The sequence below is a fragment of the Bradyrhizobium cedriense genome (assembly GCF_054602315.1).
This window is the reverse complement of sequence record NZ_JBTSWB010000008.1, coordinates 339,235-362,031: the sequence shown is the minus strand read 5'-3', so window position 1 is coordinate 362,031 and position 22,797 is coordinate 339,235. Positions and strand designations below refer to the sequence as shown.

At 65.2% G+C, this 22,797-nt stretch carries 22 protein-coding genes and 1 pseudogene; 13 read left to right on the top strand and 10 right to left on the bottom strand.

Going from position 1 to position 22,797, the window contains the following annotated elements:
* Positions 1–7: 7 nt before the first annotated feature.
* From ACYCVF_RS29550 to ACYCVF_RS29540, 3 genes are read left to right on the top strand one after another with little or no spacing between them, the layout of a single operon-like run.
* A complete protein-coding gene (locus tag ACYCVF_RS29550; RefSeq protein WP_459596434.1) occupies positions 8–775 on the top strand; it encodes a YdcF family protein in 768 nt (255 codons plus the stop codon).
* 57 nt (positions 776–832) lie between these two features.
* Positions 833–1,615, top strand: coding sequence for a DUF169 domain-containing protein (locus ACYCVF_RS29545; RefSeq protein WP_459595379.1), 783 nt, complete (start codon positions 833–835; stop codon positions 1,613–1,615).
* 9 nt (positions 1,616–1,624) lie between these two features.
* Positions 1,625–2,803 carry a saccharopine dehydrogenase family protein gene (locus ACYCVF_RS29540; protein WP_459595380.1) on the top strand — a complete coding sequence of 393 codons (1,179 nt, stop codon included), beginning with the start codon at positions 1,625–1,627 and terminating at the stop codon, positions 2,801–2,803.
* 25 nt (positions 2,804–2,828) lie between these two features.
* Here ACYCVF_RS29540 and ACYCVF_RS29535 read toward each other — a convergent pair whose 3' ends face one another.
* From ACYCVF_RS29535 to ACYCVF_RS29525, 3 genes are all read right to left on the bottom strand, one after another.
* Positions 2,829–4,085, bottom strand: coding sequence for an O-antigen ligase family protein (locus tag ACYCVF_RS29535; RefSeq protein WP_459595381.1), 1,257 nt, complete (start codon positions 4,083–4,085; stop codon positions 2,829–2,831).
* A 157-nt stretch (positions 4,086–4,242) separates the two neighbouring features.
* Positions 4,243–5,790, bottom strand: coding sequence for an undecaprenyl-phosphate glucose phosphotransferase (locus ACYCVF_RS29530; RefSeq protein WP_459596435.1), 1,548 nt, complete (start codon positions 5,788–5,790; stop codon positions 4,243–4,245).
* Positions 5,791–5,904: 114 nt separating this feature from the next.
* Complete coding sequence (locus tag ACYCVF_RS29525) at positions 5,905–7,038, bottom strand: glycosyltransferase family 4 protein (protein WP_459595382.1); 1,134 nt, start codon at positions 7,036–7,038, stop codon at positions 5,905–5,907.
* A 201-nt stretch (positions 7,039–7,239) separates the two neighbouring features.
* Here ACYCVF_RS29525 and ACYCVF_RS29520 point away from each other — a divergent pair, with 201 nt between their 5' ends.
* On the top strand, positions 7,240–9,540 hold the full coding sequence (locus ACYCVF_RS29520; RefSeq protein WP_459595383.1) for a GumC family protein: 2,301 nt from the start codon (positions 7,240–7,242) through the stop codon (positions 9,538–9,540).
* A 171-nt stretch (positions 9,541–9,711) separates the two neighbouring features.
* Here the strand turns inward: ACYCVF_RS29520 and ACYCVF_RS29515 are convergent, their stop codons facing one another.
* Positions 9,712–10,893: a GNAT family N-acetyltransferase gene (locus tag ACYCVF_RS29515; protein ID WP_459595384.1), complete on the bottom strand. Its 1,182-nt coding sequence runs from the start codon at positions 10,891–10,893 to the stop codon at positions 9,712–9,714.
* 129 nt (positions 10,894–11,022) lie between these two features.
* On the opposite strand from ACYCVF_RS29515, the gene ACYCVF_RS29510 reads away from it, so the two are divergent.
* Positions 11,023–12,069 (top strand): polysaccharide deacetylase family protein, encoded by a 1,047-nt coding sequence (locus ACYCVF_RS29510; RefSeq protein WP_459595385.1) that lies wholly within the window; start codon positions 11,023–11,025, stop codon positions 12,067–12,069.
* On the opposite strand, the gene ACYCVF_RS29505 is transcribed toward ACYCVF_RS29510, so the two are convergent.
* Entirely contained in the window at positions 12,053–12,274 is a 222-nt protein-coding gene (locus ACYCVF_RS29505; RefSeq protein ID WP_061027002.1) for a DUF2842 domain-containing protein, read from the bottom strand. The genes ACYCVF_RS29510 and ACYCVF_RS29505 overlap by 17 nt on opposite strands.
* Positions 12,275–12,366: 92 nt before the next feature.
* On the opposite strand from ACYCVF_RS29505, the gene ACYCVF_RS29500 reads away from it, so the two are divergent.
* Positions 12,367–13,449, top strand: coding sequence for a COX15/CtaA family protein (locus ACYCVF_RS29500; RefSeq protein ID WP_459595386.1), 1,083 nt, complete (start codon positions 12,367–12,369; stop codon positions 13,447–13,449).
* A 25-nt stretch (positions 13,450–13,474) separates the two neighbouring features.
* Here ACYCVF_RS29500 and ACYCVF_RS29495 read toward each other — a convergent pair whose 3' ends face one another.
* From ACYCVF_RS29495 to ACYCVF_RS29480, 4 genes are all read right to left on the bottom strand, one after another.
* Positions 13,475–13,819 carry a hypothetical protein gene (locus ACYCVF_RS29495; protein ID WP_459595387.1) on the bottom strand — a complete coding sequence of 115 codons (345 nt, stop codon included), beginning with the start codon at positions 13,817–13,819 and terminating at the stop codon, positions 13,475–13,477.
* Between the two features lie 190 nt (positions 13,820–14,009).
* On the bottom strand, positions 14,010–15,290 hold the full coding sequence (locus ACYCVF_RS29490) for an O-acetylhomoserine aminocarboxypropyltransferase (protein WP_459595388.1): 1,281 nt from the start codon (positions 15,288–15,290) through the stop codon (positions 14,010–14,012).
* A gap of 139 nt (positions 15,291–15,429) precedes the next feature.
* The gene (locus ACYCVF_RS29485) at positions 15,430–16,014 is read right to left on the bottom strand and encodes a CoA-binding protein (protein ID WP_459595389.1); all 585 of its coding nucleotides are present in this window, start codon (positions 16,012–16,014) and stop codon (positions 15,430–15,432) included.
* A 119-nt stretch (positions 16,015–16,133) separates the two neighbouring features.
* A complete protein-coding gene (locus ACYCVF_RS29480) occupies positions 16,134–16,958 on the bottom strand; it encodes an enoyl-CoA hydratase (RefSeq protein ID WP_459595390.1) in 825 nt (274 codons plus the stop codon).
* 85 nt (positions 16,959–17,043) lie between these two features.
* On the opposite strand from ACYCVF_RS29480, the gene ACYCVF_RS29475 reads away from it, so the two are divergent.
* From ACYCVF_RS29475 to ACYCVF_RS29450, 6 genes and pseudogenes are all read left to right on the top strand, one after another.
* On the top strand, positions 17,044–17,472 hold the full coding sequence (locus tag ACYCVF_RS29475) for a PaaI family thioesterase (protein WP_459595391.1): 429 nt from the start codon (positions 17,044–17,046) through the stop codon (positions 17,470–17,472).
* A 156-nt stretch (positions 17,473–17,628) separates the two neighbouring features.
* Positions 17,629–18,093, top strand: a complete 465-nt coding sequence (rplM, locus tag ACYCVF_RS29470; RefSeq protein ID WP_459595392.1) for a 50S ribosomal protein L13 — start codon at positions 17,629–17,631, stop codon at positions 18,091–18,093.
* Between the two features lies 1 nt (position 18,094).
* A complete protein-coding gene (gene rpsI, locus ACYCVF_RS29465) occupies positions 18,095–18,574 on the top strand; it encodes a 30S ribosomal protein S9 (protein ID WP_028178828.1) in 480 nt (159 codons plus the stop codon).
* A gap of 229 nt (positions 18,575–18,803) precedes the next feature.
* Positions 18,804–20,024, top strand: a complete 1,221-nt coding sequence (locus ACYCVF_RS29460; protein WP_459595393.1) for a GGDEF domain-containing protein — start codon at positions 18,804–18,806, stop codon at positions 20,022–20,024.
* Between the two features lie 56 nt (positions 20,025–20,080).
* Positions 20,081–20,318, top strand: a pseudogene (locus ACYCVF_RS29455) (hypothetical protein).
* Between the two features lie 115 nt (positions 20,319–20,433).
* Entirely contained in the window at positions 20,434–20,730 is a 297-nt protein-coding gene (locus ACYCVF_RS29450) for an antibiotic biosynthesis monooxygenase family protein (RefSeq protein ID WP_027518288.1), read from the top strand.
* Positions 20,731–20,744: 14 nt separating this feature from the next.
* On the opposite strand, the gene ACYCVF_RS29445 is transcribed toward ACYCVF_RS29450, so the two are convergent.
* Positions 20,745–21,884 carry an AI-2E family transporter gene (locus ACYCVF_RS29445; protein ID WP_459595394.1) on the bottom strand — a complete coding sequence of 380 codons (1,140 nt, stop codon included), beginning with the start codon at positions 21,882–21,884 and terminating at the stop codon, positions 20,745–20,747.
* A 137-nt stretch (positions 21,885–22,021) separates the two neighbouring features.
* Between ACYCVF_RS29445 and ACYCVF_RS29440 the strand changes: the two genes are divergently transcribed.
* Positions 22,022–22,726 (top strand): hypothetical protein, encoded by a 705-nt coding sequence (locus ACYCVF_RS29440; RefSeq protein WP_459595395.1) that lies wholly within the window; start codon positions 22,022–22,024, stop codon positions 22,724–22,726.
* Positions 22,727–22,797: the final 71 nt, after the last annotated feature.

The following is a 22,797-nucleotide window of genomic DNA, read 5'->3' as shown; positions in this document are numbered from 1 at the left end:
CACCGCGCTGCTGCCGATCAACCTCCTGGTCGAGCTCGGAATCCTGTCACTGCTGCTGATGGCGACGCGCTTTGCCGCGCTTGGCCGCAGGCTCGCGGTGATCACACTGGTGCTGCTGGCGCTCGCGGCGTTCTCGCCGCTCGGCAACCTTCTGGTCTATCCGCTGGAGTCTCGCTTCCCGGCCTGGGATCCGTCGCGTGGCGCGCCCGACGGCATCATCGTGCTCGGCGGCTCGGTCGACACCGATCTGTCGGCGGCGCATCGCACGCCGGTCGTCGCGCACGCGGCCGATCGTCTGTTCGCGCCGGCCGAGCTTGCGCGCCGATATCCGAACGCGCGCATCGTCTTCACCGGCGGCACGGCGAACCTGGTTTCGACCGAGGCGAGGGAGGCCGACTACTCCGCGCCAATCCTGGAGAATCTCGGCATCGCGAAGGAGCGCCTGATCCTCGAGCGCGATTCCCGCAACACCTGGGAGAACGCGATCTTCACGAAACAAATGGTGGCCCCCAAGCCGGGCGAGCGCTGGCTCCTGGTCACCTCGGCGTTTCATATGCCGCGCTCGATGGGCATCTTCCGCAAGGCCGGATTCGACGTCGAGGCCTATCCGGTGGACTGGCGGATGGGAGGGCGTGACGATCTTTTTTCCTTCACCAATATGGCCGCGGACGGGCTGCGACGGACCGAAGTGGCCGTCCGCGAGTGGATCGGCCTCGTGGCGTACCGTCTGATGGGCAGGACCGGCGAGTTGCTTCCGGGACCGGGCAAGGACTAGAACGAGGCCTGAGAACAAGAACACACGGCGCGTGATCGCCGGCCGGGAGGGACCGCCATGCAGGAGCAGAGCGCAGAAAGAATCGATCTTGCCGGCCTCGTCGCCGATCTCAACGGCCTACTGCGGCTGAAGACGACGGTGATCGGCATGAAGCTTTTCGCGCAAGCGGCCGAGATGGAGGCGATCCCGAAGATCCGCCGGCCGAATGCAATCCACACCACCGACCAGATCGTCAGCATGGCCGCGCGCCTGGGATGGACCGTCGGCATCACCGCCGAGGATTTGGTCGGCGCGCAGTGCCGCGCCGTGATCGGGCTGGCGCCGCAGGACGACACATGGCGGTCGGGTGCGAATTATGTCGGCGTCTGGCACGGCACAGCGGAGGACGCCCGCAAGCGCCAGGAGGCGCTCGACGTGGTTCCGTTCGGGCAGTATCAGGCGCTCGCCGTCAGTCCGCTCACAAGCGGACGGCTCGATCCGCCAGACATCTGCCTCGTCTATGCGACGCCGGGGCAGATGATCATCCTGATCAACGGGTTGCAATATACCGGTTACAAGAAGTTCGAATGGGGCGTGGTCGGCGAGACCGCGTGCGCGGATTCCTGGGGGCGGGCGCTCAAGACCGGCGAGCCCAGCCTGTCCTTGCCATGCTATGCCGAACGGCGCTATGGCGGCGTGCCGGACGAGGAGATGCTGATGGCCTTGAAGCCCTCGCATCTCGCCAAGGCAGTTGAAGGCATGAAGGCGCTCGCCAGGAACGGCCTGCGCTATCCGATCCCGCCCTATGGCATTCAAAGCGACGTCCGTGCCGGCATGGGCGTGAGTTACGCGAAGAAGTAAAGGCCGACCATGAGCTCTGCGAAATTCGACATCGTCGTCTACGGCGCGACCGGCTTTACCGGCCAGCTCGTCGCCGAATATCTGGCGACGCATTACAAGGACGACAAGTCCCTGAAATGGGCGATGGCGGGCCGCAGCCTCGACAAGCTGAAATCGGTGCGCGAGGCCATTGGCGCGCCCGCCGACACGCCGCTGATCGTGGCGGATGCGTCGGACGCTTCGTCGCTGAAGGCGATGGTGGCGCAGACCAAATCGGTGATCACGACGGTTGGACCGTATCAGTTTTACGGCGAGGAGCTGCTTGCGGCCTGCGTCGCTGCCGGTGCCGACTATTTCGATCTCTGCGGTGAGCCGGTCTGGATGCGGCAGATGATCGACAAGTACGAGGCGGCGGCCCAGGCGAGCGGCGCACGCATCGTGTTTTCCTGCGGGTACGACTCCGTGCCGTTCGAGCTCGGCACGTTCTTCGTCCAGGAAGAGGCGAGGCGCGCGTTCGGCGCGCCGGCCGCGCGCGTGAAGGGCCGTGTGCGCGACATGCGCGGCACGCTGTCGGGCGGCACCGCGGCGAGTGCGAAGGCAACCTTCGATGCGGTTGCCAAGGATCTCAGCCTCGTCGCCATTCTCAACGATCATTTTGCGCTGACGCCGGGGTTCACCGGGCCGAAGCAGCCCAAGGGCAACAGGGCTGCCTACGAGGAGGATCTGCAATCCTGGGCCGCGCCCTTCATGATGGCGCTGATCAACACCCGCAACGTCCATCGTTCCAACATGCTGATGGGCTTTCCCTACGGCAAGGACTTCGTTTACGACGAGATGGTCCTGACCGGTCCCGGAGAGAAGGGCGAGGCCAACGCCAAGCGCGTGATGGCAGCCAATGCCGAGAAGACCGGCCCGAACGCGCCGAAGCCGGGCGAGGGGCCTTCGAAGCAAGAGCGCGAGAACGGCTTGTTCGATCTGCTCTATGTCGCGATCGCACCGGACGGTCGTCAGGTCCGCGCCGGCGTCACCGGCGACCGCGATCCCGGCTACGGCTCGACCTCGAAGATGATCTCCGAATGCGCGATCTGCCTGCTGCGTGATGCGACGGATGTTCCCGGCGGCTTCTGGACGCCGGGCGGTGCGATGCAGCACAAGCTGATCAAGCGGCTGGTCGATCACGCCGGGCTGACGTTCAGGGTGGAGGCCTAGGCGCTATCTTGGCTTCGTCCCGCTTTCAAGCTGAAGTTGCTTCGTCGCCGGTCTTGATCTTGTAGGCCTGCGCGGCCGCGATCATGCCCCACATCGCGCCCAGCATCATCCAGAAGTGCCGCCAATGATCGGTATCGATCACGAAGCTTTCGCCGACCGTGCCGAGGAAGGCGGAAAACACCGCGAGATAGGTGCGCTGCCACGGCACACGGACGAAGATGTGCCTGAAGCCCATGATGACGGTGGTGAAGACCAGCGCGGGATAACACACGCCGGAAAGCCAGCCGCCGGACATGAAGGCGTTCAGGTAGGAGTTGTGGGTGTCTTCGGGGAAGAAGCGGTGGAATTGCAGGGGGCCGATGCCGAACGGCAGGTCGAGCGCCATCTCCGCGCCGAGGATGTGCCGGCCGAACCGGCCGAAGCGGCCCTCGTCATAGCTCTGGTCGAAGCTCGCGCGCTGCTTGAACATCTCGGCGGTGGAATCGAGCGACAGCAGCACCGCGACCAGCGCGAGGCCCAGCACCGCGGCGACGATCGCCATGATGACGATGCGCGATCGCTGCGCATTGGTGCGGCTCGTCAGCACCATCAGCGCCAGCATGAAGGCGGAGGTCAGCACCAGCCCGCCCCAGGCGGCGCGGGAGAAGGCGAGCAGGATCGCCAGCGACATGATGGCGAAGGCGATGACGTTGCGGAAGGCTTTCGCCAACTTGTCGGAGACGACGCTTTGGAGCGCGAACAGCGCCGGCAGGATCAAGAAGGCGCCGAGCACGTTCGGGTCCTTGAAGGTGCCGCGCGCGCGCCCATAGAGCGTCAGGAGGTCGTTGCCGCCAGGGACCAGGTGAAAGTAGCCGGCGACCGCCAACAGCGAGGCAATCATCGCGCCGACCACGAGCCCGCGCCGCAACATGTCGAGCCGGGCAGTCGTGTCCTCGGCAATGACCATGGCGAAGAACACCACGGTCACCGCCATGTACCAGGAGGTTGCGATCCAGGTCGCCACCGCGGACTGCTCGAACAGCGGGATCGCGCTGATCGTGTAGCCGACATTGAGCAGGACCAGCAACGCGACCAGCGGCATCAGCGCGAGCTTCAGGCGCAGGCCGGTAGCGAAGAACGTGATTGTCGCGAGCAATGTCGCGACCTCGTAGGGGCTCGGCTCGATGAACACGATCGCGCCGCAGGCGCCGACCAGCCACACCAGCGCGCGCTGCAGCGCCAGCACGCCGGGTGCAGCCGGTGCGGCTGCGTTCACTTCGCCGGCTGTCGCCGCATACGCCATCAAACGCTCATAAGCTTACGCTACTTGTACGCCACAAACACCGCTGTCATCGCCCGGCTTGACCGGGCGATCCAGTATTCCGCGGCGCGCGTTGCAGAAAACGGCCGGATCTGCGGCGTACTGGATGCCCCGGTCAAGCCAGGGCATGACGGAAAACTCAATACGCGTTCTCGTTCTTGGTCAGCAGCGAGATCGGCGTCTTCAGCAGAATGTAGAGGTCGAACAGCACCGACCAGTTCTCGATGTAATAGAGGTCGAATTCGACGCGCTTCTGGATCTTCTCTTGATTGTCGATCTCGCCGCGCCAGCCGTTGATCTGGGCCCAGCCGGTGATGCCCGGCTTGACGCGGTGGCGGGCGAAATAGCCGTCGACGGCTTCGTCGAACAGGCGGCTCTGGAGCTTGCCCTGCACAGCATGCGGACGCGGGCCGACCAAAGAGAGGTTGCCGGAGAAGACCACGTTGAAGAGCTGCGGCAGCTCGTCGAGGCTGGTCTTGCGGATGAAGCGGCCGACGCGGGTGACGCGCGGATCGTTCTTGGTCACCACTTTGGAGGCAGTCGGGTCGGCCTGATGGTGGTACATCGAGCGGAATTTGTAGACGTCGATGCGTTCGTTGTTGAAGCCGAAGCGCTTCTGGCGGAACAGTACCGGGCCGGGGCTGTCGAGCTTCACCGCCAGCGCCACCAGTCCCATGACCGGCAGGGCTGCGAGCAGCGCGAGGCTGCCGACGAGGCGGTCGAACAGCCACTTCATCACCAGGTCCCAGTCGGTGATCGGCGCCTCGAACACGTCCAGCGTCGGCACCTCGCCGAGATAGGAATAAGAGCGGGGGCGGAAGCGCAGCTTGTTGGTGTGCGCGGACAGGCGAATGTCGACCGGCAGCACCCAGAGCTTCTTCAGCATCTCCAGGATGCGTGTTTCCGCCGAGATCGGCAGCGCGAACAGCACGAGGTCGACGCGGGTGCGGCGGGCGAATTCGACGATGTCGTCGACCTTGCCGAGCTTGCGCGCGCCGGCGCAGGTGTCGAGCGCGCGGCTGTCGTTGCGGTCGTCGAACACGCCGAGGATATGGATGTCGGAGTCTTCCTGAGCGTTCAGCGCCTCGACCAGTTGTTCGCCGTTGCGGTCGGAGCCGACGATGATGGTGCGGCGGTCGAGCCGCCCCTGGCGCGCCCAGCCGCGCACCAGCGAGCGCAGCACCAGGCGCTCGGCCGTCAGCGCGGCGAGCCCGAGGACATAGAAAGCGGCAAGCCATAGCCGCGACACTTCACTGCCGAACTTGGCGAAGAACGAGATGCCGATGAACAGCAGGAAGACGAACGACCAGGACGAGATCATCCGCGTCATCTGCCGGAGTTGCCCGCGGAACAGCTGCACCTGATAGATGTCGGCGGCCTGGAAGCAAACGACCGCTGCAATGGCGACGGCGACGACCTCCGCAGGATAGACCCAGCTGAAGCCGGAGAGCGGCATGACATAGCCGACATAAAGGGCGATGCCGACGAGGCTCAGCAGCGCGAAATCGGCGAGCCGGACGAAACCAGCGATCACGATCGGCGAATAGGCGCGGGCGACCTTCTGGTTGACCACTTCGAGCGCGGTGGGCGAGAGCCGGCGGCGGCGCTCCACGAAGGCCTGGTCAGCAGGCTTCGCCGCGGCACTGGTCGCGGCATCGAGCATCGAGCGTGCGTTGAGCGGTTCCACGGCGTCCACGTCCATTCCAAAGCCCGCGGCACGGCATCGCGCCCGGACAAGCATCCCCTGGCGCCTCGATTATCGGACAAATCGGAAGATTCTCTAAAGCGAGCTTAAGGATGGTTAATGATTTGCAAATGCGTCGTGATAGCCGGCGAGGACGCCCTCGACCATCGCGGCCTGCGAGAAATGTGCCGAGATGCGCTCGCGCAAGGACAGTGCGCGCTGCGCCGTCACTTGTGGATCTTGCAGCGCCCCGGCGATCGCCTCCGCCATGGCCTCGGGATTGCTCGGCGCGAACAGGGCGGGGTTGTCGGCGCCGAAGATCTCGGGAATCCCACCGATGCGGGACGCGATCATCGGAATGCCCGCGGCGCCGGCCTCGATCACGACGTAAGGCATGGAATCGCCGCGCGAGGGGACGACCAGCAGCCGCCCCTTGGAGAAGCCGTAGCGCGCCTTGACGTGACCGATGAAGCGGATTGAACCGGACAGCCCGAGCCTCTCGACCTGCGCCTTCAGCGCGGCCGTCTCCTCGCCGTCGCCGCCGAGCGTGAGGGTGACCTTGTTGCCGCCCTCGTGCAGGCGCGCCACGGCGTCGACCAGCAGATCCGCGCCCTTGATGTGCCTAAACTCGCCCACGTAGCAGATGTCGGTGGCATCCTCGGCGATGACGACCGGTTCGAATTCCTCCGGCGTCACGCCATTGAAGACACAATGCACCACGCCCTTGGGCGTGCCGACGATGCGCTGATAGGTGTCACGGGCAAACGCGCTCTCGAACAGGAACAGGTCGGTCGAATCCATCAGCGCGCGTTCGAGCCGGGCGTAGAACTCGCCCTTGAAGGTGTTGAGGGGATAATGCAGCGAGCCGCCATGCGGCGTGTAGATGCGGATGGTGTCGTCCGAGCGCCGCCGCATGCGGATGAAGGCGCCGGCCTTGGCGCCATGGCCGTGCAGGACGTCGGGCTTGAGCATGGCGATCAGGCGCCGCATGCGAAGCCATACCAGGACATCGTCGGGGGACGGCTCGCGGCGGATCGCAAGCCGGTGCACGCCTAGCGTCAGCCGCGGCGCGAGTTCGGCCAGCGCCTTGTCGGCGCGCTCGCCGCCGGTGAGGCTGTCTGCGAGGATGCCGACATGATGGCCGCGATCGACCTGGCCGTTGGCGACATCGAGGATATGGCGGAAAATGCCGCCGACCGGAGCACGCACGGCGTGGAGGATGCGAAGCGGCCGGTCGGGAGAGGGGGGCATGATCAAAACCAGCTCGACGGCGACTGCCGAACAATTCTCGCGAAATAATCGAGGGGGATTAAGGGGCCTCGTGGTTAACAAATGGTGACGGGGTGCGTGGGGGATGTCGCCCGTCGCAGCGATTAACCCAGCGGCAACCTTAATGGAGTGTAATCGCCCCGGTTGAGATAGAGTCGCAGCGTTGCCCTGCGGGAGTGTTCGATGCGTTTAGCGTTCTGGCGTGCCGGCAAGGACAAGGCGGTGATCGAGCGGGCGGTTGCGAAGTCCAAGCCCAAAGCCGAGTCCAAGGTCCAAGCCGACATCGAAGCCAAGGTCGAAGCCGAAGCAAGGTCTGCGCCCGTCGTCACGAAGCAGGCGCAAGTCGAGTCCGGCGACATCGACCTGCACGCGCTCGGCGCGGCTTTGGCGCGCAAGCGCGGCTGGATCATCGTGCCAACGGTGTTGGCGCTCGTCGCGTCCCTCGCCATCGTCAATCTCGTCACCCCGCGCTACAAGTCCGAAACCCGCATTCTGATCGACGGCCGCGAGAACGTGTTCCTGCGCCCGAACAGCGATCGCACCGAGGAGCGTCAGGCGCTCGACGCCGAGGCCGTCACCAGTCAGGTGCAGCTGGTGTTGTCGCGCGATCTGGCGCGCGAGATCATCAAGAAGAACAAGCTTGCGGAACGCCCTGAATTCGACCCGGTGCTGCAAGGCATCTCGCCGCTGAAGTCGCTCGCCGCGCTGATCGGCATCGGCCGCGATCCATTCGCAATGACGCCGGAAGAGCGCGTGCTCGATGCCTATTACGAACGCCTGCAGGCCTACGCGGTCGACAAGTCGCGCGTGATCGTGGTCGAATTCCAGTCCGCCGATCCCGAGCTCGCCGCCCGCGTCGCGAATTCGATCGCTGACGGCTATCTCGTGCTCCAGCAGGGGGTACGTCAGGAGCAGGCCAAGAACGCCAGCCAGTGGCTGGCCGGCGAGATCGAGAGCCTGCGCAAGAAGGTCTCGGATGCCGAGGCCAAGGTCGAGGACTTCCGTTCCAAGTCCAGCCTGTTCGTCGGCACCAACAACACCACACTGTCGAACCAGCAGATGGGCGAGGTGAATACCCAGCTCAACAATGCGCGCTCGATGAAGGCCGACGCGGAGTCCAAGGCGCGCCTGATCCGCGAGATGCTCCAGAGCGGCAAGCCGATCGAGGCATCCGAGGTCGTGAACTCCGAATTGATGCGCCGGCTGTCGGAACAGAGGGTGACCTTGCGAGCGCAGCTCGCCGAACAATCGTCTACGCTGCTCGGCAATCACCCGCGGATCAAGGAGCTGAAGGCGCAGCTAGGCGATCTCGACAATCAGATTCGCGACGAAGCGGCCAAGATCTCGCGCTCGCTCGAAAGCGACGCCCGGATCGCTGCCGGCCGGGTCGATGGCCTGACGGTGAGCCTCGAGCAGCTCAAGAAGCAGGCGGCCTCGACCAACGGCCAGGACGTTCAGCTCCGCGCGCTCGAGCGCGAAGCCAAGGCGCAGCGCGATCTGCTCGAGACTTATCTGGCCAAGTATCGCGAGGCCAATACCCGCGAGACCATCGACACTGCGCCGACGGATGGCCGCATCATCTCGCGCGCCATCGTCTCGAACACACCGGCCTATCCAAAGAAGCTGCCGATCGTGCTGATCGCGACCATCGCGACGCTGCTGCTGTCGTCCGGCGTCGTCATCACCGGTGAGCTGCTGCGCCAGACCGCGCCGCGCGTGGCGGCTGCGCTTGGTCCGGTCCAGGCGCAGGTGCGTCGGGAGCCGCTTGTCCAGCCGGCCGTCGAGCCGACTGTCGATGCGATCACCGATCCGGACGTCGTCCCGGTCTCGACAGAGCCCGCGCCGCTGCAGCCGCAGATGGCGGCCGAGGTGGAGGCCACCGAATTCACCGAGATCGAACGTCTGGCCGAAAGCCTGCGCGCCGCTGGTCCTTCGGCCAAGAAGGTCACCGTACTCGGTACCGCCCCCGGCGAAGCGATCACTTTGTCGACTTTGACGCTGGCCCGGTACCTTTCGCGCGATGCGCGCGTCGTCGTGGTCGATCTCGCCGCATCCTCGCCGACGATTGCCGCGGTCTCTGTCGATGCGTCGGCTCCGGGCCTCGCCGAACTGATGCAGGGCGAGGCGTCGTTCGCGCAAATCATCACCCGGGACAAGCTCTCGCGGCTGCATCTGGTCTTGGCCGGCCGTCCCGGCTTCGACCGCAGCCTGCTGCAATCGCCGCGCGTTGCGCTCGCGATCGACGCTCTGCTGCGCGCCTACGATCACGTGCTGGTCGACGCCGGCGGCGCCTCCGACCTCCCGGCCGAACTGCTGACGGCGCATGCCCGCGCCGTCGTGGTGCCCGATGCGTCGATGGCACCGGATGCGCGCACACTGATGTGCGAGCAGCTGAGGGCCGTCGGCTTCAGCGACGTGACGATGCTGAGCAAGCCCGTGCAGCCGTCAGGTGTCGTGGAAGCCCCGCGCGTCGTGGCGGCGTAGGCTCACCCTTCTCTCCACAGCGTCATGGCCGGGCTTGTCCCGGCCATCCACGTCTTGTCAGTTGTGCAAAGAACGTGGATGCCCGGGACAAGCCCGGGCATGACGACCTCTCGTGAATGTTCATCTGCGGTTGTGCCGGGAGGCAAGAGGGCCTCGCGATTCGAGAGTGTCTTACCCGAACGCCTGCCGCAGCCGTCGGGCCATGTCGAACAGCATCTGGTTCTGCTTCACCAGCCGCTTGCCGCGGCTGAGCGAGGACATCGCCATAGCCGCGAGCCTGCCGCGAGAGGTCAGGGGGACGAAGCTGTCGAAAATGTCCTCGTCGTCCTTGCAGAACATCCGCTTGTACTCGTCCGAGCCGATGCCGAGGTCGAGCGAGCGGTAGCCGCGCTCGGCGCAGCGGTCGATGATGTAGCGCATCAGGATGAGCCCGGGGCTGTAGCGCGCGTGCTCGGACATCGTGTAGGTGTTGAACATCATCGAGAAGCGCTGGCCGTCGGCGACGCCGGCGAAGATCGCGATCACCTCGTCGTCGCATTCCAGCGCGTGGATGTCGATGACACGGCCGTCGCCGCGCGGTGCCAGGCAGGCGCTGCGGACGAACTGTTCGACGCCGGGCTCGGCGAAGACGTTCGGGAGCTTTTGCTCTGCCATCCGCACCGGCTTGACGCGGAAGAACCAGTCGAGCAGGCGGGTGATGTCTGCGTCCGAGGTGGCGAGGTGATAGCGATAGCCGGCGAGCGCCTGGAGCTTCTTCTCCTTGCTCTTGAGGCGGCGGCGGAAGGAGTTGCTGATCCGCGACGGCGGCGGGCCGCCCGGCTCCATCACCAGCAGCGGGCAGCCGTTGATCGCGCTCTGCCGCGGCAGTTGCGCAAACGGGTTGCTCTGGTCGTGCCAGCGCATCGGCTGTTGCGTCAGCGCCAGCAGGTCGGCATGCTCGCCCAGCCGCGCGAGCAGCGCGTCGAGATCGGCAGTGGCAACCTGCGCCGCGAACTCGGCGTTCCACAGGCCCATGTTGAAGGTCGTGTGCTTGCCGCCCATGAAGCAGGCCGTGCGCACGCCGTGGCCTTGGCGTTGCGAGAGCGGCAGCAGCAGGAGCGGTTGGCGATCGGCATCGCGGGCGATCACGATGAGCGGCCGGGCGCCTTCGTGGGCGCCGACCTGTCGTTGCCACGGGCCGAGCAGGTCGAAACGCTGGTAGGGCGTGAAGAGGTGGCCGCTCTTCTCGAAGGCGCGCCAGACCGGCTCGGCTTCGGCCAGGTCGGTCACGATATCGACCTGCGCGATACGGCTCGCTTTCGACCGCGCGGGCAGATCTGCCGTCCGGCTTTGCATCGCCGCAGCCATGGTCATTCGCGAAACCTGTCGAGAAATCGTAAATACGTATTTCGGCCTGGGGCCGACCTTTGCAAACAAAGGTCAACAAAGGGTAATGACAATGGGAGAGGGATCGGCCGCCGGGCGCGCGTAAAGGGTGGGATTTTGGCATCCGACGACAGATGGCCGGAACGGCTCCGCCTCGAACTGGCCTGGTTCGCGGGCCAGGCCGTGCTGCGCAGTCGCGGCGCCGGCGCTATTCTTCGCTTTGCACACGTGCGGCCGCGGCGGCGCGGATTTCAGCCGCTGCGCGCGAACGAGATCTCGCCGCAATTTCTCGACCGCGCCATTCGCGCGCTGAAGCGGTGGAAGTACGATTTCCTCGGCATGGACGAGGTCTGCCGGCGTGCGGTGGCACTGCCGGAGAAGCGCCGCTTCGTGGCGTTGACCTTCGATGGCGCGCCCAAGGATCTCGTCAAATTCGCCTATCCGGTGCTGGCGCGCCATGGCGTGCCCTTCACGATCTATGTGCCTACGGCGTTTCCGGACGGCGTCGGTGAGGCCTGGTGGCTCGGGCTCGAGCAGGTCATCGCGCGCGAGAGCCGCATCAGCCTGATGATGGGCGAGAAGGAGCAGCGTTTCACTGTCACCGACAATGTCGGGAAGCAAGCGCTGTTCTCGTATCTCGAGAGTTGGCTGCGATCGTTGCCGCCGGCGGATTTGTCGGCCGCGATCGCCGATCTCTGCACGCGCCACCGGGTCGACCTCGCTGCACTCTCCCGCGAGGCGTCCATGGATTGGGAGGATCTTGCGAAGCTCGCCGCCGATCCGCTCGTCACGATCGGCAGCGCGACGGTGAACTATCCCGTTCTCGCCAACATGAAGGATGCTGCCGCGCTGCGCGAGATGACGATGGGCAAGGCCGTCGCGGAAGCGGCTTTCGGCCGCGAGATCAGGCATTTCGCCTTCCCGTTCGGCGATCGCTCGTCGTTTCGGCGCAGCCATGTCGTGATGGCGGAGGAGGCCGGATTTGCCGGCGCGGTGTCGACGATCCCGGGCATCGTGGAAGCGGAGGGGCGCACCAATCTGCGCGCGCTGCCGCGGATTTCGTGGGACGGACGGGTGCGTTCGTTGCGGATGCTGCGCGTGCTGGTGTCGGGCGCAGCCTTTGCGCCGGTGAAGCCGACGAGCAGTACTATCGGCCAGACTTGACCCGGTCGGGCCGCTGCATCCAGCTCACGATCGGCATCGCCGGGAGCACCCAACCCATGCCGACCACGACGTAGTAGACCGCCTGTCGCCAGCCGGATTCGGCGATCCAGGGCATCTGCGCCAACGCCATGCCGAGCAGGGCCCAGACGGTGGCCAGCACCAGGAGCAGGATGGCGCCGAGGAACTTACGTGTGCGGATCGTCATGGCGATAGCTTGCTGCGTTCGCGTAACTTGCGCTGCGGGAGCGGGGGACTATAAGGGGCACGCAGTCCGGTTCAAGCCTGGTTTTGCCCCGAATGACGACGATTTCCGCCCCGTCCGAGCCTCTTCGCGCCGTGCGCTGGTGGCTGATGTCCGTTGCCGCGCTGATCGCGCTGATGGTGCTGGTCGGCGGCGCGACGCGGCTGACGGAATCCGGCCTCTCGATCGTCGAATGGAAGCCGGTCACGGGCAGTGTTCCGCCGCTCTCGGAGGCGCAGTGGATCGAGGCGTTCGAAGCCTACAAGAAGATCCCGCAATATCGCGAGCTCAACGCGGGCATGAGCCTGTCCGAGTTCAAGGAGATCTTCTGGTGGGAGTGGAGTCACCGGCTGCTCGGCCGTTTCATCGGTGTCGCTTATCTCTTGCCGTTCCTGTTCTTCCTGTGGCGCGGCGGCCTGTCCGGTGAGCTGAAGCGGCGGCTGTGGCTGCTGTTCGCGCTTGGCGGGCTTCAGGGCGCGGTCGGCTGGTGGATGGTGGCCTCGGGCCTGACGGGGCGGGTCGAGGTCTCGCAGTATCGGTTGGCGACACATCTGGTGCTCGCGCTTCTGATCTTCGCCGGGATCGTGTGGACGGTGCGGCGGCTCAAGGAGCGGCCGCAGATCGCAGCACCGGCCCGGCTGCGGTTCACGAGCGCGCTGCTTCTCGTCGTGACGTTCGTGCAGATTTATTTCGGCGCGCTGGTGGCGGGCCTGCGCGCCGGGCGCGCCTACAACACCTGGCCGCAGATCGACGGCGCGTTGATCCCGTCGGCGGAGCGGTTGTGGTTCGAAACGCCGTGGTGGCGCAACATGTTCGACAACGTGCTCACCGTGCAGTTCGAGCACCGCATGACCGCCTATCTGCTGTTCGCGCTGGCGGCGCTGCACGCGATCGACGCGGTGCGCTCGCGCGCAGGGGCGGCGGCGAGCGGCGCGCTGTGGCTGTTTGCGGCAGTGAGCCTGCAGGCGGTGCTCGGCATCCTCACGCTGCTCAACCAGGTGCCGATCGATCTCGCGCTCGCCCACCAGGCGGTCGCGATCGTGGTGTTGACGCTTGCGGTCGTGCAGGTGGAGCGTCTGGCCGCGCGGCAATCCGTCGAAGCGCAGCCGCGCGCGGTCCCGGCCGGTCAGCCCGGCTGATCATCATCAGCCCGCTGATCGGAGATCAGCAATAGCCGTAAACGCCGCACGCATAGGGCAGGCGCCAGAAGTAGTCGACCTGCGTCCCGCCGTAATAGGCGCCCTGATAATCGTAGCTCCAGGGGCGACCGTAATAGCCCGGCAGCGTGTGGGAGCCGGGCAAGAGCGGCGTACCCGGCAGATTGCGGATGTAGCTGCCGACGCCATAGGCTGGCGAGATCAGCGCATCCGGATCAGTTTCGACGTAGACTTTAGGCGGCTCCTGTGGCGGCACGGCGGCGCGCCGCTTCGGCGTCGCCGGCAGATCGGCGGCGAGCGCGTTTGAAACCGTCAGCATCGCCGCAAGGGCAGGCACCATCCAGCGCAGCATCGTCGGCTCCGAATCAAAAAGGGCGATCCAAGGACGATCTATGGGGCAGATATGGTTAATGACTGTTAACTGGCGGCGGTCGCCGATGTCATCCGGGCGGGTCCGGCAGGACCGACCCGGAATCCAGAAGTGTGCAGATGTCGTCGAGGTTCCGGGCTCGGTGCTTCGTACCGCCCCGGAACGAGGAGGACTACGCCGCCAGTGCCTGTTCCAGATCCGCGATCAGGTCTTCCTTGTCCTCGATGCCGACCGAGAGCCGCACCACGTCGGGGCCAGCGCCGGACTTGATCTTGGCTGCGTCGTCGAGCTGGCTGTGCGTGGTCGAGGCCGGATGGATCACGAGCGAGCGGGTATCTCCGACGTTCGCCAGGTGCGAGAACAGCTGCAGTTTCGACACCAGACTGACGCCGGCGTCATAGCCGCCCTTCAGGCTGAAGGTGAACACTGCGCCGGCGCCCTTCGGCGCATATTTGCGCGCGAGCCGGTTGTACTTGTCGCTCGGAAGGCCGGCATAGCTCACCGAGGCCACCGCCGGATGGCTGGCGAGGAATTCGGCAACCGCCCTGGCGTTGTCGCAGTGCTTCTGCATGCGCAGCGGCAGCGTTTCGATGCCGGTGAGGATCATGAAGGCGTTGAAGGGCGACAGTGCGGGGCCAAGGTCGCGCAGGCCGAGCACGCGGCAGGCGATCGCGAAGGCGAAATTACCAAAGGTCTCCTGGAGGCGGATGCCATGATATTCGGGGCGCGGCTCCGACAGCATCGGATATTTGCCGCCCGTGGACCAGTCGAAAGTGCCGGCATCGACGATGATGCCGCCAAGCGAGTTGCCGTGGCCGCCCAGGAATTTGGTCAGCGAATGCACGACGATGTCGGCCCCGTGGTCGATCGGGCGGATCAGATAGGGCGAAGCCAGCGTGTTGTCGACGATCAGCGGCACACCGGCTTTGCGCGCGACCGTCGAGATCGCCTCGATGTCGGTGATGCTGCCGGCGGGGTTGGCGATGGACTCGATGAAGATGGCCTTCGTGCGCGGCGTCACCGCGCGCTCGAAGCTCTCGATGTCATCGGGATCGGCCCACACCACGTTCCAGCCGAAGCTCTTGAACGCGTGTGTGAACTGGTTGATCGAGCCGCCATAGAGTTTTCGCGCGGCGATGAACTCGTCGCCCGGCTGGAGCAGCTGCTGCAACACCACGACCTGCGCGGCATGGCCCGAGGCCACCGCAAGCGCAGCGGTGCCGCCTTCGAGTGCGGCGACTCGTTCTTCCAGCACGGCATTGGTCGGATTGCCGATGCGGGTGTAGATGTTGCCGAACGCCTGCAGGCCGAACAGAGAGGCGGCGTGATCGGCATCGTTGAAGACGAAGGACGTCGTCTGATAGATCGGAGTCGCGCGTGCGCCGGTGGTGGGGTCGGGCTGTGCACCGGCATGCACGGCGAGAGTCGAGAATCCCGGGAGGCGATCGCTCATTTGGACGTCCTATGTCTTGTGGTCTGAAAATCGGGCGGCATGCTGATCGGCGCCGCGCTCGCCGTCAAGGCGCGGGTTCACATTGAAACGATCGTGCTACGCATTGTCGCGTTCGCGAAAGAAATCCTTCGCGATTGCGTCAGCTCTGCTCGGACTTGTTTTTCGCGGCGCGATCGGACGCTGCGGTGTCGCCGCCGCCAACGCTCATTCGATTGAGGGATAGCCGCATGCCTTGCGTCGGTGCCGGCGCCCGCTTGGAACTGAGCGTGCGCGAATTCACACCCATCCAGGAGATTTCGGACGACAGGCGGCCATATTCGATTTTGGGGCAGCGGTTCATCACGACCTTGATACCGACCGACTCCGCCTTCGCCGCCGCCGCGTCGTCGCGCGCCCCGAGCTGCATCCAGATCACCTTCGGCAACGGGTCCAGCGTGAGCGCCTCTTCGACGACGGGCATGATGTGGCTGGCGTTGCGGAAAATGTCGATCATGTCGACTGGACGGCCGATGTCCGAGAGCGAGGCGATGAACGGCTTTCCAAGCAGCTCCTTGCCGACATGGCCGGGATTGACCGGGATCATGTCGTAGCCGCGCTGCGCCAGATACTTGAACGCGAAATAGCTCGGCCGCACGTTGACCGGCGAGGCGCCGACCATCGCGATCGACTTCACGCTGTTGAGGATGCCGCGGATGTAATTGTCGGGATAGGCGTCGTGGTTCATTTGTTTCTTTCTCTGACCCTTATGGTGAGGAGCGCGGCACGCGCGTCTCGAACCATGAAGCCGCGGTCGGGTCTCTATCCTTCGAGACGCCGCCTTCGGCGGCTCCTCAGAGGAGTTGACTATTCATCCCGCCATGTCGGCGTGCGCTTCTCGATGAAGGCGCCGATGCCTTCCTCGGCGTCGCTTGCCATCATGTTCTCGGTCATCACCTCTGCCGCATAGCGATAGGCGTCTGCAAGGCTCATCTCGGCCTGGCGATAGAACGCCTCCTTGCCGAGCCTGATCGTGTAGGCGGATTTCAGCGCGACCTTCTGTGCCAGCGCAATCGCGGCATCGCGCTCGGTCCCGGCGGCAACGACGCGGTTGATGAGCCCGATCTCGCGGGCGCGCGCCGCCGGAATCGGCTCGCCCGTCAGCAGCATCTCCATCGCCTGCTTGCGCGGCACATTGCGCGACAGCGCCACCATGGGCGTCGAGCAGAACAAGCCGATGTCGACCCCGGGCGTCGCAAAGCTTGCTGCCTCGGAAGCGATCGCGAGATCGCAGCTCGCCACGAGCTGGCAGCCGGCCGCAGTCGCGATGCCCTGGACCGCCGCGACCACCGGCTTCGGCAGTTGCACGATCGCCTGCATCATCGCGCTACAGGCATTCATCATCTCGGCGAAGAAGGCGCGGCCGCGATCCGGATCGGCGCGGCGCGCGGTGAGCTCCTTCATGTCGTGGCCGGCGGAGAAGGCGGGACCGTTGGCCGCGATCACGACGCCGCGGACGGCCTTGTCGTCGCGGATCTCGTTGAGCTCGGCATGCAGGCCCGCGATCATCGCCTCAGACAGGCTGTTGCGCGCCGCCGGGCGGTTGAGCGTCAGGATCGCGATGCTGCCGATCGTCTCGCGCAGCAGGATCTGAGGTTGCGAGGAGGGGGCGCGGGCGGCCTGGACGGACATTGACGCGGTTTCCGCTGGATGATTGCAATTGGATGACGCAGATAACTTAATGTAACAGGACACGCGAAGCGAGGGTGGGGACGGCATGGCGTTAGCGAAAATGAGCGTGGCGGAGCTCGAGCAGTTCCTCCGTCACGAATTTCCCCAGGCCTTCAGCGGTGACGACATCACGATCGAGAGCGCGGACGGCCAGACTTGCCTGCTACGCCAGCGCTACAGCGAGCGAATGCTGCGGCCGGGGGGAACCGTGTCCGGCCCCACACTGATGGCCCTCGCCGATTTCGCGATGTACGTGGTGCTGCTGTCCGCGATCGGGCCGATCGGGCTCGCGGTCACCACCAATCTCAACATCAACTTCCTGCGCAAGGGCCAGCCCGGACAGGATGTTCTCGCCGAGGCGAGGCTCCTCAAGCTCGGAAAGCGTCTGGCGGTCGGAGAGGTGAACCTCTTGTCGGGCTCGTCACCCGATCCGATCGCCCATGTCACATCGACCTATTCCATTCCAAATGTTTGAGCTTTTCGCAGGTAATATGGTACCATATTTTCAAGTACTTGATTTCATTGGATTAATTTGCTACCTTGGGCATTGACCGTTGCGAGTCTCTTCTCTAGAAAATCGCGCAGTCCGGTGCGGTGTTCGCGCCGATGTCTCCCTCACGGAAATTCTGACATGAAAACCTTTTCGGCAAAGCCGGCCGAGGTGAACAAGAAGTGGGTGCTGATCGACGCCAAGGGTCTGGTCGTCGGCCGTCTCGCCACCATCGTCGCCATGCGGCTCCGCGGCAAGCACCTCCCGACCTACACCCCGCACGTCGATTGCGGCGACAACGTCATCATCATCAACGCGCAGCATGCGGTCCTCACCGGTCGCAAGCGCGAGCAGAAGACCTACTACAAGCACACCGGCTATGTCGGCCACGTCAAGGAGCGCACCGCGCGCCAGATCCTCGAGGGCCGTCATCCCGAGCGCGTGCTCGAGAAGGCCGTCGAGCGCATGATCCCGCGTGGTCCGCTCGGTCGCGTGCAGATGGGCAACCTCCGCGTCTATGGCGGGGCCGATCATCCGCATGAGGCGCAGCAGCCCGAGAAGATCGATATCGCCAAGTTGAACCGCAAGAACACGAGGGCCGCATAACATGGCCGAATCCATCCAGTCGCTCGACCAGCTCTCGCAGCTCAAGACGGCGGCAGCGCCAGAGGCGCCCAAGCACGAGAAGAAGGTCGACAAGTTCAACCGCGCCTATGCCACCGGCAAGCGCAAGGACGCAGTCGCCCGCGTGTGGATCAAGCCGGGCGCCGGCAAGGTCACCGTCAACTCCCGCGAGGTCGAAGTCTATTTCGCCCGTCCCGTGCTGCGCATGATGATCGAGCAGCCGTTCTCGGTGGCCCAACGTTCCGGCCAGTACGACGTGATCTGCACCGTTGCCGGCGGCGGCCTCTCCGGCCAGGCCGGCGCGGTCCGTCACGGCATCTCCAAGGCGCTCACCTATTTCGAGCCGGAGCTGCGCGGCGTGCTCAAGAAGGGCGGCTTCCTCACCCGCGACTCGCGCGTGGTCGAGCGCAAGAAGTACGGCAAGGCCAAGGCCCGCCGGTCCTTCCAGTTCTCGAAGCGTTAATCGCTTTTGTCGCATTCGCCGCGAAAGCGGCTTCAATGAAATGCAAAAGGGCGCTGATTTCAGCGCCCTTTTTGCTGTTCGTTTGTATGCAAATTGATGGCGTGTTTCCCGAAAACTTGGATGCCGGCGAAAACCTGAATGGAACCCGCCGGACATAGCGTCGCATTCGGAAGGGCGCGTAAGTCGGCTGGGCCGATCGCGTAACTGCTATGTTCTAGAGGGGGCCGACATGATGTCGCTCGATAGCATCACGCTCTATTTGGTCGCCACCATGGTAGCCGGACTGCTCGGCGCCATGATGGTGTTTTTCGGCAAGCAGGAGAACAGCCTGGCGCTGAAATGGTGGGGCACCGCCTATCTCCTCGGTGCCGCCTCAGTCGCGTTATGGACGGCGGCCGGCGACCGGCTGGGCCCCCACATCTACCTTGCGTTGAACGCTGTCGGCTTCGTCGCCTGCGGCATGGTGTGGAATGCGGCGCGCGTCTTCCACGGCCGCAAGCCAAACTGGCCCGGCCTCGTGCTGGGCGCGCTCGCCTGGGTCGCCGCCGTCACGCTGCTCGACCCCGCGGCGTCCATGCTGCGCATGATCGTCGGCGCCGGCATCGTCTCGGTCTACGCGGCGCTGGCCGCAAGCGAGCTGTGGACCGAGCGGCGCAAGAGCCTGCAAAGGCGCTGGCCCGCCTTCGTCGTGCCGGTGATGCATGGCTGCGTGCTGATGCTGCCGATTCTGATCGGCAGTTTCCTGCGTCCGCACGATGCCGGCTTTTCATCGAGCATCTGGGTGACCGTATTCGCGGTCGAACTCGTGCTCTACGCGGTCGGCACCGTGTTCGTGATCTTCATGCTGGTGTCGGAACGCACCGTTACCGCGCACCGGACCGCGGCGTCCACCGATCCTCTGACCGGCATGCTCAACCGCCGCGGCTTCTCGGAAGCCTGCGCACGCGTAATTGAGCGCGAGGCGAAGGCCGGGCGGCCCGTGACCGTGATGATCTTCGACATCGACCACTTCAAGTCGATCAACGACCGCTTCGGCCATCCCGCCGGCGATGAGATGCTGAAGCTGTTCTCGACCGTCGTGGTCAACAACCTGCGCATCTCCGATCTCTCTGGCCGCATCGGCGGCGAAGAGTTCGCCGCGCTCTTGCCGTGTTCGCTGGAAGAGGGCGTGCTGGTCGCCGAGCGCGTGCGCGAAGCGTTCGAGACCTCCGGCGTCGTGGTCGATGAAGGCCCGGTCGATACCACCGTCAGCATCGGCGTCGCCGGCGGTCCGGCCGGCACCGAGCTCGAGGTGCTCTTGGCCTCCGCCGACACCGCGCTCTACCAGGCCAAGCGCGGCGGCCGTAACCGCGTCGAGGCGGCCGAGGAGCTGCCGCTGTCGCTGGAGAACTGGCGGCGCCAGAGCGCCGCGCGAACCGGCGCAGCGCAGGTGCGTCCGGCCACCGCCTGAGCCGCGGGGGCTTGCGGTAATTTTCTGTTTACCATTCGATCCCTACCATTGCGGCCATGGAATCGATCCGTCGACAGAAATCCGCAAATCACCCTGATGTCGCTCGAAGCCGCCGCTGCCTCCGCACGCGGCGGTTTCGCCTGTCTCTTCTCGACCGCCGATGAATACGAGACGGCGCTGATCGCCGCACGTCGCGCGCAAGGACGCTACGGCCAGCACCGCAGCTACTGGCCATTCGCAATGTTCGTCGGTTGCGTGTTCATCGTTGCGGGCACCGTTTTGCTGCTCGCCTGACAGGCCTGCATTCAAGAGACCTGCAGCCTCCAGCGAGCCAGGCGCCGTTTCGGCGCCTTTTTCTTTGTCGCCGTCTGCGGTAGACACGCCTATCGAACAAAAAGGGCGGAAACCGATGATCACCGAGATCGCGCAAATCGACGTCAAGCCGGGCAGCGAGAAGGATTTCGAGGCGGCCGTCGCCAAGGCCAAGGCCGCCTTCGGCCGCTCCAAGGGCTTTCACGGATTCGAGCTGCACAAATCGATCGAGAAGCCGCAGCGCTACCGGCTGATGGTGAAGTGGGAGACGCTGGAGAACCACACCGTCGACTTCCGTGGCTCGGAAAATTTCACCGAATGGCGCGGCCTCGTCGGCCAGTACTTTGCCGCGCCTCCCGAGGTCGAGCACACCGAGACGGTGCTGACGACCTGACGGCCTGAGCGGCGTCAGGCCGCCTCCGCCAGCAGCGGCGCCTCGTCCGTCTTGAAGTGGTCGATCATGACCTTGGCGATGGCGACCAGTGGCAGCGCCAGCGCGAGGCCCCAGATGCCGAATACGACGCCGAGCAGGATCTGGAACGCGAACAGCGTGGCCGGCGGAATGTCCAGTGCCTGCCGCTGCAGGATCGGCGTCAAGATGTAACTCTCCATGGCGTGGACGCCCATGAAGAGAAGAAAGGCCGACAGCGCCGCGATCCAGCCCGAAGCAAGGCTGGCCAGCACCACGATGACACCGGCGATGATGGCGCCGACCGTCGGGATGAAGGCGAGCAGTCCGGCCTGGATTCCCAGGATGAACGCGCTGGGGATACCGATGATGGCAAGGCCGATCCAGGTCACCGCGCCGACCGCGAGCATGACGGTAATCTGCGCGATCAGCCAGCGCTCCAGCGTCACAGCCGTGCGGTCGATGATGAGGGCGATGCGGGTGCGATGCTTGGCCGGTGCGAGGTACAACAGGCCGTCGTGATAGACGGAGGGCTGGGCGGCAAAGGCGAGCCCCAGGAACAGCACGATGAAGATGTTTCCGACGCCGTGGATGGTGCCAAGCAGCAGCTTGAAGGTCTGGCCTACGATCGCGCCGCCGCTGGAAGCGAGTGCGCCAGCGCTCGGCAACGGGCCGCGCGGGGGCGTGCCCGGGGTGGGCGTCGCGGTCGCCGGCGCATCGGCCGACGACTCGGCTGCGGCACTGCCGAGATCGAAGAAGCTGGTGTCGATGCCGTGGCTGTCGAGGAGGCTCCGGACGTTGGTGATCTGCGACCTGATGGTCTTGCTCAGAACCGAGGCCTGCTGGGCGATGGTGGCGCCGCCGAGATAGGCGACACCCCCCAGCATCAGGCCGAGCGCGGTGCAGACGATCGCGAGGCGGACCGAATGGGGCAGGGGCAAGCGGCGGCCGAGCGCGCCCGTCAGCGCGTTGAGGCCGAGGCCGAGCAGCATGCCGGTGAAGATCAGCAGCAGGGTGGCCGCAAAATACCAGGTGAAGACCAGGAGAGTGGTGAACAGCACGACGCCGATGCCGCCGACTGTAATTGCCCAGGCCAAATCGGTACGGGTGCGGGGGCGCTGCTCTGCTGGGATGGTCACATCAAGTCCTTTTGGGATGCTGCTGCGGACGTGCACTCTTTCGACAAACGCGCTTTCGATCAAGAGCCGCGTCAACGCGCTGGTTTGACGCTGCCGCACGACCGTGCAAAGCGATGAGCAAGAACAGGTGAGGGCGCTTGAGTTTTATCAGCAAGTGGGTCGGTGTGCTCGGGCTTCTGGCCGTGCTCGTCATCGGCGACCAGATCCGGATCAACCGGCCGGGCCACAAATATCGTCTCACCGTCGAGGTGATCACGCCCGACGGCATCAGGACCGGCTCGGGCATTCTCGCCGTCGTGCCCGATCGCAACTACAACCGCAGCGGCCGCACCATGACGCGCGGGGAGGCGGTATTCGTCGACCTCGGCCAGGGCAAGAATCTGGTGGCGCTGCTGGCGCATCGGCAGGGCGCCAAGCTCGACCTCGACGACATCAACTATGTCGCCCTCCGCGCCCACGGTGCCGCGCGCGGCAACCGCGTCTCGTTCAACGACATCAGCCGGCAGACCGGCACCGTCCCGGTGCAGGGCGAGTTGATCCCCGTGCTGGTGAGCTTCGGTGATCTTGCGGATCCCGCGAGCGCGCGCCTGGTCGCGAGCGACCATGCAGAAGCAGTCCTTGGCGACGGCTACGCCATCATCGGTCTCACCGCCGAGGTGGTGCCCAACGGCTTTTGGCCGATCGACTTCGGTGGCGCGCTTGGGGAGCCCGTAACGCGTGGAATCCAGGCGAAACTGCCCTGGCTCGCTGCGCCAGGCGACCCCGCGGCAACCGCGCTGAAGGCCGCCGGCCTGCCCACCCTGGGCGCAAACGAAGCCCAGGAGGCATTTGCGCGAAAATAGCATTGCCGTCCCGCGATCCCTTCTGTTGAATTTGTTCCCCCCCAGGGGCATGTTTGCAGAATCTTCTTGCG

What these genes read in the sequence shown, in the direction of transcription:
- ACYCVF_RS29485 (WP_459595389.1), bottom strand. Translation starts at nt 16,014, where the DNA reads ATGAACCACGACGCCTATCCCGACAATTACATCCGCGGCATCCTCAAC.
- ACYCVF_RS29515 (WP_459595384.1), bottom strand. Translation starts at nt 10,893, where the DNA reads ATGACCATGGCTGCGGCGATGCAAAGCCGGACGGCAGATCTGCCCGCG.
- ACYCVF_RS29520 (WP_459595383.1), top strand. Translation starts at nt 7,240, where the DNA reads ATGCGTTTAGCGTTCTGGCGTGCCGGCAAGGACAAGGCGGTGATCGAG.
- ACYCVF_RS29460 (WP_459595393.1), top strand. Translation starts at nt 18,804, where the DNA reads ATGATGTCGCTCGATAGCATCACGCTCTATTTGGTCGCCACCATGGTA.
- ACYCVF_RS29545 (WP_459595379.1), top strand. Translation starts at nt 833, where the DNA reads ATGCAGGAGCAGAGCGCAGAAAGAATCGATCTTGCCGGCCTCGTCGCC.
- ACYCVF_RS29500 (WP_459595386.1), top strand. Translation starts at nt 12,367, where the DNA reads ATGACGACGATTTCCGCCCCGTCCGAGCCTCTTCGCGCCGTGCGCTGG.
- ACYCVF_RS29505 (WP_061027002.1), bottom strand. Translation starts at nt 12,274, where the DNA reads ATGACGATCCGCACACGTAAGTTCCTCGGCGCCATCCTGCTCCTGGTG.
- ACYCVF_RS29450 (WP_027518288.1), top strand. Translation starts at nt 20,434, where the DNA reads ATGATCACCGAGATCGCGCAAATCGACGTCAAGCCGGGCAGCGAGAAG.
- ACYCVF_RS29475 (WP_459595391.1), top strand. Translation starts at nt 17,044, where the DNA reads ATGGCGTTAGCGAAAATGAGCGTGGCGGAGCTCGAGCAGTTCCTCCGT.
- ACYCVF_RS29535 (WP_459595381.1), bottom strand. Translation starts at nt 4,085, where the DNA reads ATGGCGTATGCGGCGACAGCCGGCGAAGTGAACGCAGCCGCACCGGCT.
- ACYCVF_RS29540 (WP_459595380.1), top strand. Translation starts at nt 1,625, where the DNA reads ATGAGCTCTGCGAAATTCGACATCGTCGTCTACGGCGCGACCGGCTTT.
- ACYCVF_RS29490 (WP_459595388.1), bottom strand. Translation starts at nt 15,290, where the DNA reads ATGAGCGATCGCCTCCCGGGATTCTCGACTCTCGCCGTGCATGCCGGT.
- ACYCVF_RS29525 (WP_459595382.1), bottom strand. Translation starts at nt 7,038, where the DNA reads ATGCCCCCCTCTCCCGACCGGCCGCTTCGCATCCTCCACGCCGTGCGT.
- ACYCVF_RS29480 (WP_459595390.1), bottom strand. Translation starts at nt 16,958, where the DNA reads ATGTCCGTCCAGGCCGCCCGCGCCCCCTCCTCGCAACCTCAGATCCTG.
- rpsI (WP_028178828.1), top strand. Translation starts at nt 18,095, where the DNA reads ATGGCCGAATCCATCCAGTCGCTCGACCAGCTCTCGCAGCTCAAGACG.
- rplM (WP_459595392.1), top strand. Translation starts at nt 17,629, where the DNA reads ATGAAAACCTTTTCGGCAAAGCCGGCCGAGGTGAACAAGAAGTGGGTG.
- ACYCVF_RS29495 (WP_459595387.1), bottom strand. Translation starts at nt 13,819, where the DNA reads ATGCTGCGCTGGATGGTGCCTGCCCTTGCGGCGATGCTGACGGTTTCA.